This window comes from Embleya hyalina (assembly GCF_003967355.1).
In the GTDB taxonomy this organism is placed as follows: domain Bacteria; phylum Actinomycetota; class Actinomycetes; order Streptomycetales; family Streptomycetaceae; genus Embleya; species Embleya hyalina.
Genome location: NZ_BIFH01000019.1, coordinates 151554 through 163776, shown reverse-complemented (window position 1 = coordinate 163776; position 12223 = coordinate 151554). Strand labels below are relative to the sequence as shown.

Below are 12223 nucleotides of genomic sequence, written 5' to 3'. Positions count from 1 at the left end.
GGCAGGCGACATGCGCGACACCAACGGCACCAGCGACACCAACAGCACCGCAACGTCCGGCCGGCGAACCGGCTTTCGCCTCCCCCGCCTGTCCATCGTCCTCGCGGCGAGCGCGTCCGTCCTGTTGTCCGTCGCCGGCCCGGCCCACGCGGCCCCGGCCAAGGACCCGCTCCCGGCCGACATCCCCGACTACCAGGCGGCCCTCGACGTGGTGAGGTCCACCACCGTCCGCGACTCGGTCTGCCGCTTCCTGAGCACTCCGATGCCCGCCGAGGCCGCCGGGACGGTGCAGACGATCCCCGACACACCCGAACCGTGCCAGGGCCTCCCGGCCTTCACCATCAAGGACCCGGTGGCACTGAACGAGATCGCTCCCGGATTCGTCGCCGGCACCGCACCGCCCCTGCCCACCGAAGCGGTGAAGCTGACGTACCTGCTCTCCTCGCTGAGCACCACCGTCAACGGCCGCACCGCCACCGTCATGCTCACCCCCACCCAGGGCGGCGGCTGGCACCTGGCGGCCATCCGCGACGGCGACACCGACGCCGCGTATGCCGACAAGGCAACCGTCGGCACCCTCGTCTTCACCGAGCCGCAGCTCCGCGCCTGGTACCAACTCAAGCTCACCACCGTCGAACCGCTCAACGACCAGGCCCGACAGGGGCTGGACAGCCGGGCGTCGATGTCGCTCGGCGACTACCAGAAGCTGGTCAAGGCCCGCTACGCCGACAAACAGCCCGGTTCGGAGTACGACACGAAGGGATACTCCAGCGGCTACAGCCCCCGGCGCACGACGGACGAAGCGTCGTCCTCCACGCCGCTGCTCGCCGGTTCCGGCGCGGCACTCGCCCTCACGGGTGGAGCCATCGTCCTCCACCGACGCCGGCGCGCGAACACCGGCTGAACCCGACCCCGCTCACCCCTCGCCGCACTCTGCCGGCACCCCGGGTCGGGGACGGGGCCTTCGCCTCGTCCCCGACCCGGCGAGCCATCCACACACCGTGGGACGGATCGTCAGCCGGCCGGGCTGTGGAAGGTCTTGCCGGCGATCAGCCATCGGCCGTCCGTACGCACCAGGGAGAAATGGTTGACGAAGTCGGCACCCTGGTAGCCGGACTCCTCGAGCACCGCCACCGCGACCTCTCCGTTCACCTCGATGGAGCGGATTTCCCAGGAGTACCGCGCCGACCATTCCCGCTCGCCGGACTCGGCGGCCACCACCGCGCAGAACTCCTCGATGGGCGCGGACACGAACCGTTCGCCGAGGTGGCCCCACATGTGGGCGTCGGGGCGGAAGACGGCCCGGACGGCGTCGCCGTCCCCGGCGGTCACCGCGCGCACATAGGACAGGACGGCGGCGTGGACGCCCTCGTGGTCGGGGTGGGTGTGGGCATGGGGGCGGGGATGGGAGGAGGTCATGTCGGGTACCCGGCTTTCGTCGTCGAAGCGGGACGCTCAGCCGTGGTGCAGCCAGACGCCCTTGGTCTCGGTGAACGCGTCGAGGGCGTACGAGCCCATCTCCCGTCCCCAGCCGCTGGTGCGGAACCCGCCCCAGGGCGCCGCCGGGTCGGGGATGGGCGGCATGTTCACGAACACCGCGCCGGCCCGGATGCCGGCCGTCAACCGGTGCGCGGTGCGCAGGTCCGCGGTCCACACCGCGGCGGCCAGCCCGTAGTCGGTGTCGTTGGCGCGGGCGATCAGTTCGTCCTCGTCCTCGTAGGTGAGCACCGGCAACACCGGGCCGAACACCTCCTCGCGGGCGATGGACATGGTGTCGCCGACGCCGGCCAGTACGGTGGGCCGGTAGAAGTTGCCCCGCGCCAGGTCGCCGTCGGCCCGACCGCCACCGGTGACGATCTCGGCGCCCTCGGCGACGCCCGCGGCGACCATCGACTCCACCCGGTTCAGGTGCTCCTCGCTGACCAGGGGGCCGAGGTCGGTCCCGGCCGCCAGTCCCGGGCCCAGCCGGAGCGCGGCGACGGCCGCGGCGAGCTTGTCGGTGAACTCCGCGGCGCGGGCGCGGTCCACGTAGAACCGGGAGTACGCCGCGCACACCTGACCGCTGTTCAGCAGCGCGCCCTGGAGGTTTCCCGCCACCGCGGCGTCGATGTCCGCGTCGCGCGCGATGATGCTGGGGGCTTTGCCGCCCAGTTCGAGCGTGACCCGCTTGAGGTCGTCGGCGCTCGTCCGGGCGATCTCCCGGCCCACCGCGGTGGAACCGGTGAACGAGACCTTGTCCACTCCCCGGTGGGCGACCAGCGCCTGTCCCGTCCGCGGGCCGCCGGTGAGCAGGTTGACCACCCCGTCGGGCAGTCCCGCCTCCTGACAGAGCCGGATCAGGTGTACCGAGGTCAGCGAGGTCTGCTCGGCGGGCTTCAGGATCACCGTATTGCCGCAGGCAAGCGCGGGCGCGATCTTCCAGGCCGCGATCATCAGCGGGAAGTTCCACGGGGTGATCAGCGCGCAGACGCCGACGGGTTCGCGCCGGGTGTAGTGCAGGGTGTCGGGGAAGGACACCGGGGCGACCGACCCCTCGATCTTGGTCACCCACCCCGCGTAATAGCGGAAGTGCTCGGCGGCTCCCGCCACGCTCACCGCGCGCGCCACCCCCAGCGGCTGGCCCTGGTCACGGGTCTCCAGTTCGGCCAACTCGGCGGCGTCGCGCTCGATCAGGTCGGCGATGCGCCACAGTAGGCGGGCCCGCTCGGCCGCGGTGATCCGCGCCCAGGCCGGATCGCCGAGGGCGGCCCTCGCCGCATCGACCGCGGCGTCCACGTCCGGCCGACCGGCCGCGGCGAGGCGACCGAGCAGAGCACCGTTCGCCGGGTCGTGCGTGGGGAACTCCGCACCGTCCGCCGCCGCCGTCCACGCTCCGCCGATGAGAAGCCGGCCCTTCGACATGCCGCCGCCCTGGTGTCACGGCACGTCCGACGCGCGCCTCCCGGAGCGAGGATCTCCCTTCGGGGGTCGGGCCTTCTTGTCTTTGGGCGCCCGGTACTTGTCCGTGGGCGCCGGCCCGGTCCGCGTTCCGGCCGCCCACGCGACGCCTCATCCGAGCGCCGCCGCCCGATACTCGCGCGGACTGCATCCGTACACGCGGCGGAACGTGCGGCTGAACCGGGCCGCGTCGGTCAGGCCCCAGCGGGCGGCGACGGCCCCGACCGGGCGTTCCCGGAGGGTGGGATCGCCCAGTTCGCGGCGGCAGTGCTCCAGTCGACGCTGCCGTATCCAGCCGGACACGGTCGTGCCCTCCTCCTGGAAGAGCCGGTGCAGATGACGGGTGGAGACGTAGTGCGCGGCGGCCACCCCTTCCGGACCCAGGTCGGGATCGCCGAGCCGGTCCTCGATATAGGCCCGGATCGTGGTGATCGACACCCCTCGGCCCGACCCGTCGGCGGACGCGACGGGGTCGAGCCCGGCCGTGACCAGACCGGCCACCAGATCGCTCACCGTGTCGCCCAGTCGGTGCAGCTCGGCTTCCTCGAACTCCCCCTGGTGCTCCGGAAGTTGCCGCAACAGGCTCACCGCGAGGGCACCGAAGCCGCGCTGCCCGGACAGCCGCCGCGCGGTGGCCCGATCCATCACCCGCAACGGGACACCCAGCAGGGGCCGCGGCAACATCACCACCAGTTGGCGGTATTCGGCCACGAAGGACAGGCTGTACGGGCGGGTGGTGTCGTATATCGCGAAGTCACCGGCCGCGAGCGTCGCTTCCCGGCCGTCCTGACTCAGTACGCATCCCCCGGAGAGCTGGAGGCCCAGCTTGAAGTACTCGCCACCGGACGCCGTGATCAAGCGAGGGGTCCGGTATACGGCGTGGGCGTCCGCGCAGACCTCGGTGATCTGTAGCGCGCCCAACGCCATGGACCGCATCCGGCCCCGGAACGGCCGCCCGGCACTGCGCGCCGGCTCGGCGCGCAGCGGGACGAAGGTGTCGGAGACGGCCGATCGCCAGTACTCGAAGCGGTCGGCACCGCGCAGGCCGTCCGTCGTGATCACGAGTTCCATGCCACGCCAAGCCCTCCGGTGTCTCGGTACGCGGTCATTGTGTCCTCCGGCGGTGTCGCGCGCCAGATCGGAGGGACATCGCCGACCGAGGGCGAGGCGGCGGCCGGGGGGGTGGCTCGGATCGCGAACCGGACCGCGGGTGTGAGCCGATACGGGGGCTTGGTTGGGCCCTGAGCGAGTTCATCGCACGCCGGGTGGTCTCGGCCCGCTGGTACGGCGGCGCACGCCGGCGAGTTTGCGCGGGGTCGACGCCGGGCCACGGGGCCGGCAACGGGCCACGGGGCCGGCAACGGGCCACGGGGCCGGCAACGGGTCGGGCATCGGCCCGGGCCGTCAGGGCCGTATGTGCCGACGGGGCAGGGGACCGCGGACCTGGCGCGGGCGTGGCCGTGGCCGGTGGTGTCGATACCACCGGCCACGGCGCATCGCCTCGGGGCCGCGGGTCGGGCGTCGGGCCTACCGGCGGCGACGACGGGGCACCGCGCGGGTCGGGCGTTACGGTCGGCGGACGCGTTCGTCGTCGGACCTCAGGGCGCGTCGACCATCACCCGACCGTCGGACGGGGCCTGCGCGGCGGGACGGCCGCCGTAGGCGGACTCGACCCGCGATCGTTCGGCCGCGTCGGGAACGGGGTTCCTACAGCCGATTCCCGCGCTGGAGCCTGACATCAGCTTGGAACACGGACCCGGCTTGTTGTCAGGGAGGCCCAGGTTGTGGCCGATCTCGTGGGCGGCTATGCGGGTCTTGTCGTAGCCCTGGTCGACCGCCTGGCTGCCGAGTTCCACCCACCCCTGTCCACCCGGGCGGACCGGACCCAGGCTTGCCTGCGGCCAGCCGGTGGTGGCGATGATCCGAATCTGGGCACGGGTACCGGACGGCGCCTTCACCAGCTTCACGTTGGTGACGTTCGCGTTCCAGGTGGCGACTCCGGCCGCGATGGCCGCTTCCCAGCCACCGGCTCGAGAGTCGTCGTAGTAGAGGGTCGTCGCCGCCGAAACGCCGTTCGGGGCGGCGTTGGACGGCGCGGACGCGGCTTGCTGCGCAGGCACCATGACCATGGTGACGACCGCGGCGGTCCCGACTGCCGCGAACCACTTGAGGTTGGGCATGAGCGTCCTTCCACTCGACTTGTCCGTGGCGGGGAGAGCACAGGTCTCTTGGTTGTCGGCGACCTGTCGACGGGTTTCGTCGTTGGGAGTATGTGCGTGCTCATGGGTTCGCAGGCATATCAGTCGGCCATAACATCCGTGGTGCCTCGACCGAGACTCCTCCTGGATCACTCCTCGACCGACCCGGGCAACGTACGAGGCGGACCGGTCCGTCCAACCGGCCCGCCTCGCGTCCTCCGTACCCCTTCCACCGTGTCGTCGACGCGGTGGAAGAGCGCGTCACCGCTCCGAGAACGGCACGGCGGTCATGGTGTCCAGCACGACGTGGACCTCGGCGAACCGGTACCCGTCCCCCACACGCCGTACGGTCGCCCGCACGATGCCGCCGGCGACGTGGGTCGGCATCCGCTCCTCCACGGACGTCACGTACAGGTACGACGCCAGCGACACGTCGGTGTCCGTATGACCGGTCACGTGGATGTCCGTGGCGTGGTGCCGCAGCGGGTACGGACTGGCGAGCCGATGCATGAGCTGCCAGTCGAGCACGTCGACGCGGCCTCGCCTGTCCGCGGCGATGAACTCCTCGAAGGGGTGGTCACCGGTGTCCGTACGCGAGGTGAACCACACGTCGTCGGTGAACATCCGCTCCCACGTGTCGAATTCGCCCTCGTCGTAGACGAACCACCAGCGGTGCAACAGTTCGTGGACCTCGATCTTGTCGTGCACGTCGTTCTCCTGGAGGGTCGTCGGTCTCGGCAGGTCGCGTCGCCCGTCCGCGCGCGACCCCGGGCGAGGATGCGGGCAGGGAAGTCCGGCGCAGGCATCGATGTCGGCCGAGGTGTCCTCGCCTCGTGGACGGGGTTCGACCGGGCCGGTACGCAAATAAAATACGGGTTACGCAAAAATGGCAAGAGCGGCGGTCGACCGAGGGCGGCGCACCCACCGGCCGACGGCGCTCCGGACACCGAGGCGGGTCGGCTCTCGATGATGTTGCCGCCGAAGGCCACCCAGGGCGGCGGCCTCTCGTCGGGTGACAGACGGGCCGGGCGCCGGGCGGTCGGGGATGTCACCGTCGCGCGGTCGACCGAGGTGTTCGTGCGCCAGGCGACGGCTCGGCAGCAGGACCTCGATCGGTGCGCGAGTGCCGTCGCGCTCGCCGCGGGCGGCTGCGGGCGGCTGCCCGCCAGGCGTCGTGGACCAGGGTGAACTCCCTTGCGGGGCGGTCCTGTTCGAGCACTGTCGTGCCGGGCGGTGCCCCGTTCCCCGCGCGTCGACGTACAGTTCGTGACGCGTGTACAGCGAGGCGCGGGGCCGGGTGATGGGCGGGTGTTCTCCGCCCGGCTACTCGGGCGTGCGCGGTGCGGGTGGGATCACGCGACGCGCGCCCGCACCCGGGTCGCGGTGCGGGCGTGTCGTCGGCAGCCGGGTGTCGGGGCCGCCGGTGGGCTCATGCCCGCAGTTCGGTCCACGTCCAGGTGCCGCCGACGCGGACGTACAGGCGCCTGTCGACGGTGTCGACGGCCATCGTGCCGTCGAGCGGGGGGTATTGGAACGACGCGTCGGTGACCGGGCCCGCGACCAGGCGCAGCGGCGGGTTGGGTTGGTTGCGGGTGGGGATGGCGCCACTGGCCTGTCCGCCGGTGTTGCCGTAGGAGTTCTCGACGCGGAAGTCGCCGGTGGAGCTCTGTTCGTAGTAGATGTGGGTGCCGGCGGGTCGGGTGCCGTACAGGCCGTTGACGTTGCGCAGGACGCCGGTCTGACCCTTCGCCGAGTACAGGATCACGCCGGAGTTGACGGTCGTCGTCGTGCCGCACGCGATCAGGGTGTCCTCCAGCGCGCTCACGGAGGGGGCCCAGTCGATGATGTTCTGCGGAGTGCCGTACCCGGTGGCGAAGTTGCCCGCGTACGCGTAGATGTTGCGGGCGAAGACGTGTCGGCAGGACGCGTCGACCCTGAAGTGTGGTCCGCCCTTCATCGCGGACGTCTCGAACTTGCAGTCGGTGATGTGGATTCCGTTGGGGTTGTTGGTTCCCGCGGTGCCCTGGGTGACCCACAGCGCGCCGGTGCCGAAGTTCTCCAGGCGGCACCCGGTCAGGTGGATCTGGTTGACGTTGTCGGTGCTGTAGCCCCATTCCCGGGTGTTCGCGGTGGAGGAGTTCCGCAGCCAGACGTTGGGGTGTCGGCCGCTGTCCGCGGGGCCCGTGCAGGATTCCACGACCATGTCGTGGAATCGCGAGTCCCACAGTTCGACGGCGTCGACGGCGATGTCCGCGTTGCTCGTCAGGTATACGTCGCGAATGTGGGTGTTGTTGTTGTAGTAGAGCTCGAGCAGCAGGCCCGTGCGGCCGTTTCCGTTGAGGCCGAGGTTCTCGATCGCGCAGTAGCGGCGGTGCGTGGTGCCTTTCGCGTCGAGTGAGGGGCCGGTGCCGGAGATCCGCAGGAGGATGCCGTCGGCCTTCTTGACGAGCATGGCGGCCTTGCTGCCGGCGCCGACCAGGCGTACGCCGTCGCCGTTCACGGACAGCGCGGCGGCGGGTTTGCCGGCGACGGGCACCGGGGCCACGAGGTATCGGCCGGCGGGGAAGTAGACCGTGCCGCCCGCCTGCGACGCGGCGTCGATCGCGGACTGGACGGCCGCGGTGTCGTCCGCGACGCCGTCGCCGATCGCGCCGTGCGCCTTGACGTCGTACCAGTCCGCCCCGTTGCCCGCCGCGGTCGCCGGGGCCGATGTCGTCGCCACGAGCCCGACGCCGATCGTGGTCGCCGTCACCGCGCCGGTCAGGAACGCCCGACGGCCTCCGGCTCCCCGCCGCCTTGTTCCGTCCTCCCCATCCCGCCGTCGTGCTCTTTCGTCGGACGAGTATTCGCCGTTCATGTGCCGTACCCCCGTGGAAGCGCCGGGCGGGATCGCCCGGCTTCGGTGGATGATGCCAGGGCGCGTCCCCTCCCGTTGCCTTCGCGCGAATCGGCCACCCGGAACCGGGCGTACCGGACACCTCGGATTCCTCCCTCGACCGGAACTGTTCGTCACCGGATATCCGAACCGCCGGACCGGGGCGGGGTCATCGGCCAACGGGGGGGTGCCCTGTCGTCGGCGATCCGGTGATTATCGCCGTCTCACTCCTCAACTCCCATCGAATCCCCAATAACCATTCGTTTGGGTGAATTACGGCACCTACCCGGATCGACTCCCCGGTGCTCGGTGCTACTAATTGCCCTGCGCTCGCGCCGAGACGAGAAGGCGTTCTCTCGGCCGGCCACGACAACGCATGACCTATACAGCGAGAACGGAACCAGCCTCATGGCAATCACATTCCGCAAGCCACTCGCCATCATCGCGCTGACCCTGACCGCCTCCCTCCTGCCCGTGGGCGGAGCGGGGGCCTCCGACGACGCCGCCGCCGACCCGACGCCGCGTACACCGGGCCTCTACTGCCTCGCCAACGCCTGGGGCACCCCGGACACCTCCACGAAGCCGTGCGACACCGCCGACCGCGGCCAGCACTGGACCGTCTCGGGCCAGCAGATCTCCCTCACCGAAGCGCGCGGCTACTGTCTCGCCAACGCGTGGAACACCCCGAACGTCGCCACCAAGCCGTGCGCCCCCAAGGACCAGGGCCAGTATTGGAGCGTCTCGGGCCAGCAGATCGCACTCACCTTCGCCCCCGGCTACTGCCTCGCCAACGCCTGGGGCACGCCGAACATCTCCACGAAGCCGTGCGACACCGCCGACCGCGGGCAGCACTGGGTGATCTTCAACGACCAGATCAGCCTCGCGCTCGCCTGACGTCACCACCACCGTGCCCGGGGCGTGCCGACAGCCGCCCCGGGCACGGCCACGTTCCCCGGCCTCCCCACCGCCGGACGAAAGCGGACTCCGGCCAACGCAAGAGGAGCCCGAGGCGGCCACTCGGGAGGGAGCGGGCAGGACCCCGCGGTGTGGGCGCGCCGGCCATCGGCGGAGCCGACGGCCGATCGTTGGCGCAACACCGGACGCTCACGCCTCGGATCCCGTAACTTCGACACGGGGAACAAGGGATCCGCGCCGGGGGAGGAATCATGGACTGGCGGCGATTACCCGATCCGGAGAACCTGCCACCGGTGACCCGCAAGGGGAAAAGGCAGGCGTGCCTGCTGGGTTGCGTGCTGGCGCCCGTGATCGCCCTGGTGGCGCTCGCGGTACTCGGAGCGGTCTTCCTCGCCTTCGTGTACCTGCCGACCGCTGCGACCTGCGCCCTGCTGGGCCTTCTCGAAGCGGCGGCACTCCTCGGTCTGTGGACCCAACGCCGGTTGCAGCGGTACGGGATCGCGTTGCACGGCTTCGTGGAGCGTCTGGACAAGCACTGGGTCACCGACGACGAGGGCCATGGGGACTGGGTGTACGTCGCCCGGATCCGGGTCGAGGCACCGGACGGCCGAAGTGTCCTCGTCAGGGGAAGGGGCAGGGAGGACACCCCGATCGGTGAACCGCGCGTCGTGCACTACGACCCGAGGAAGCCCGATCGCATCGTCGAACGCGAGACCCGCTGGGGCTACCGGCTCATGATCGTCTCCACGGTCCTGTGGACCGCGGGGACCGCCTGGTGCTGGATCCGGGTCCTGAGCGGCGGACGCATGCACTACTTCGACTAGGGCGCGTATCGGGCGGCCCGCGGTTCGTCCCGTCCCGAAGAAGGTACGGGTGCGCGGGCCCGTCGGCCGACCCCGGATCCGGCCGGACGCGGTCGCCGGGGACAGGCGTACCCGTCCCGCGGAAACCGCGCCCACCCGCGTCGAGTCAACGGTCGACCAGCCGTGCACGCGGGGCCTCGCCCGTGGATCGCGCGTCGGTGTCGTCGGTGTCGTCGGTGCCGACCGGGCCGCGGGGAAGCAGCCGGTCCAGCCACTTCGGCAGCCACCAGTTGGCCCGGCCGAGGAGTGTCATGGTCGCCGGTACCAGCACCATGCGCACGACCGTGGCGTCGATGAAGATCGCGGTGGCCAGGCCGAGCCCGAACATTTTGATGGAGGGGTCCTCGGCGACGGCGAAGGACAGGAAGACCGCCACCATGATGAGGGCGGCCGAGGTGATGATCCGGGCGGTGCCCGAGACACCGTCGACGATCGCCGTGCCGTTGTCGCCGGTGCGCAGGTACTCCTCGCGGACGCGGGAGAGGAGGAACACCTCGTAGTCCATCGACAGGCCGAACAGGATGGCGAAGAGGAACATCGGGATGAACGACACGATCGGAACCGTCGCTTCCAGCCCGATGAGCGCGCCTCCCCAGCCCCACTGGAAGACCGCGACCATGACGCCGTAGGCCGCGCCGATGCTCAGCAGATTCAGCAGTACCGCCTTGAGCGGTACGAGGATCGAGCGGAAGACCGGCGTCAGCAGTAGGAACGACATCGCCAGCACGGCGGCGACGAACACCGGCAGGCGTTCGCTGGTGCGTCGGCCCACATCGGACAGGCTCGCGGCGGCGCCGCCGACGTGCGCCCTGGCCGGGCCGTGCCCGATCGCCGTGGGCAGCACGTCGCTGCGCAGCCGGGCGATGGTGTCGGCGGTGGCCCTGTCCTGAGGGCTGGTGGTCGGGAACACCACGAGGGTGGCGATGCCGGTGGCCCGATCGATGTGCGTAGGCGCGACGGACGCGATGCCCGGATCCGTCGCGACCGTGCTGACGAGTCGGTCCAGCATTCCCGGATCACCGGCGGGGTCCGCGGCGATGACGAGGGGACCGTTCGTGCCCGGGCCGAACCCCTCGGCGACGAGGTCGTAGGCCCGGCGCTCGGTACGGCTGTCGGGCAGTGAGCCGTCGTCGGGCAGGCCGACGCGCAGGCCGAGCACGGGCAGCGTCGCGGTCAGCAGCAACCCCGCCGCGCCGACCGCGTACGGCACCGGGTGCCGGCTGACGTGCCCGATCCAGCGACGCCACCCGGCGGCGTGGGCGGCGCCTGCCGCCGGGTCCCGCCGCCGTGCGAGTCGGCCCGACTTCCGGGTCCGCAGGGCCCGGCCGATCCGGCCGGCCCGGGCCAGGCGTGGGCCGGCGGCGCCGAGGAAGGCCGGCAGCAGCGTCACCGACGCGAGCACCATGATCAGGACGACGATCGAGACGGCGAACCCGCCCACCGTCATGAACGGGACGTTCGCGACCGCCATGCCGAGGATCGATACGACGACGGTGCCGCCGGCGAAGACCACGGGCCTGCCCGCCGTGGCCACCGCTCGCCCCGCCGCCTCGCGGGGATCGAGCCCGCGCGCGAGGTACTCCCGGTGCCTGGCGAGCACGAACAGCGCGTAGTCGATGCCCACTCCGAGCCCGACCATGCTGCCCAGCACAGGGGCGAAGGTCGGGACGTCCGTCACCCCCGCCAGGACCGTCATCGTGGCGACCCCGACGGTCAACCCGAAGACCGCCATGCCGATCGGCAGCGCGGCGGCGACGAGCGAACCGAACGCCAGGAACAGGATCGCGGCCGCGGCGAGGATGCCGATCAGCTCGCTCACGCCGCCGTCGGGGTCCGAGAAGGCGTAGAAGAGGCTCCCGCCCATCTCGATGCGCAGGGGCAGTTCGGCGCGCAGCCGGTCGCCGAGATCGACGAGGGCGTCGAGGTCGTCGGCCGACAGCCGGCTCTGGTCGGGGTACTGCACCCGGACGACCGCGATCCGCCCGTCGGCCGAGACCAGGCCGCCGCGCACGGTGGTGTCCCCGCCCGCGTCGAGTGCCCCCGCCGGGTCGCTCGTGCCGAGCACGTGCGGCAGCCGCCGCACCTCGGTCTGCAGCCGTGTGAGCGCGGCGCGCGCGCTGCCGTGGTCGAAGAACGTCGCACCGCCGTCGCGGGGGGTGACGACCACTTGGGCGGTCATCCCCTCCTGGCCGGTGCCGGCCCGCTCGATCAGTTGCGCGGCACGTTGGGAGTCCAGTCCCGGCGCGGTCATCGAGTCCGCGGTCCGCCCGCCGATGGCGATCGCGGCGAGGACGGCGAGCGCGGCGACGATCAGCCATGCCGCGATCACCCGCCAGGGATGGCGGGCTGCGCTTGTGCCCAGGCGCAACAGGGCTTTCGAGAGCATCGGTTCCTCCAACCACCTCGGCCGCCGTCCGTGTACGGCCGCCGATGCC

At 71.4% G+C, this 12223-nt stretch carries 10 protein-coding genes; 3 read left to right on the top strand and 7 right to left on the bottom strand.

The genetic code is table 11. The features are described 5' to 3' along the window. Positions 1-10 precede the first annotated feature (10 nt). Positions 11-904: a hypothetical protein gene (locus tag EMA17_RS18015; RefSeq protein WP_126638074.1), complete on the top strand. Its 894-nt coding sequence runs from the start codon at positions 11-13 to the stop codon at positions 902-904. Positions 905-1014: 110 nt separating this feature from the next. Here the strand turns inward: EMA17_RS18015 and EMA17_RS18010 are convergent, their stop codons facing one another. The 6 genes from EMA17_RS18010 to EMA17_RS17985 form a co-directional block, all read right to left on the bottom strand. Continuing rightward, complete coding sequence (locus EMA17_RS18010; RefSeq protein WP_126638073.1) at positions 1015-1419, bottom strand: nuclear transport factor 2 family protein; 405 nt, start codon at positions 1417-1419, stop codon at positions 1015-1017. A gap of 36 nt (positions 1420-1455) precedes the next feature. Beyond that, on the bottom strand, positions 1456-2901 hold the full coding sequence (locus EMA17_RS18005) for an aldehyde dehydrogenase family protein (protein WP_126638072.1): 1446 nt from the start codon (positions 2899-2901) through the stop codon (positions 1456-1458). Positions 2902-3048: 147 nt separating this feature from the next. Further along, complete coding sequence (locus tag EMA17_RS18000; protein WP_218042897.1) at positions 3049-3999, bottom strand: AraC-like ligand-binding domain-containing protein; 951 nt, start codon at positions 3997-3999, stop codon at positions 3049-3051. A 536-nt stretch (positions 4000-4535) separates the two neighbouring features. Continuing rightward, a complete protein-coding gene (locus EMA17_RS17995) occupies positions 4536-5117 on the bottom strand; it encodes a snapalysin family zinc-dependent metalloprotease (RefSeq protein WP_126638070.1) in 582 nt (193 codons plus the stop codon). 279 nt (positions 5118-5396) lie between these two features. Then, the gene (locus tag EMA17_RS17990) at positions 5397-5843 is read right to left on the bottom strand and encodes a nuclear transport factor 2 family protein (protein WP_160161443.1); all 447 of its coding nucleotides are present in this window, start codon (positions 5841-5843) and stop codon (positions 5397-5399) included. 721 nt (positions 5844-6564) lie between these two features. Continuing rightward, positions 6565-7857 (bottom strand): glycosyl hydrolase family 28-related protein, encoded by a 1293-nt coding sequence (locus tag EMA17_RS17985; RefSeq protein WP_281290514.1) that lies wholly within the window; start codon positions 7855-7857, stop codon positions 6565-6567. 561 nt (positions 7858-8418) lie between these two features. On the opposite strand from EMA17_RS17985, the gene EMA17_RS17980 reads away from it, so the two are divergent. Both EMA17_RS17980 and EMA17_RS17975 read left to right on the top strand, forming a co-directional pair. Then, complete coding sequence (locus EMA17_RS17980; RefSeq protein ID WP_126638067.1) at positions 8419-8904, top strand: ricin-type beta-trefoil lectin domain protein; 486 nt, start codon at positions 8419-8421, stop codon at positions 8902-8904. 272 nt (positions 8905-9176) lie between these two features. Beyond that, the gene (locus EMA17_RS17975) at positions 9177-9749 is read left to right on the top strand and encodes a hypothetical protein (protein ID WP_126638066.1); all 573 of its coding nucleotides are present in this window, start codon (positions 9177-9179) and stop codon (positions 9747-9749) included. Between the two features lie 145 nt (positions 9750-9894). On the opposite strand, the gene EMA17_RS17970 is transcribed toward EMA17_RS17975, so the two are convergent. After that, a complete protein-coding gene (locus EMA17_RS17970) occupies positions 9895-12174 on the bottom strand; it encodes an MMPL family transporter (protein ID WP_126638065.1) in 2280 nt (759 codons plus the stop codon). Positions 12175-12223 lie beyond the last annotated feature (49 nt).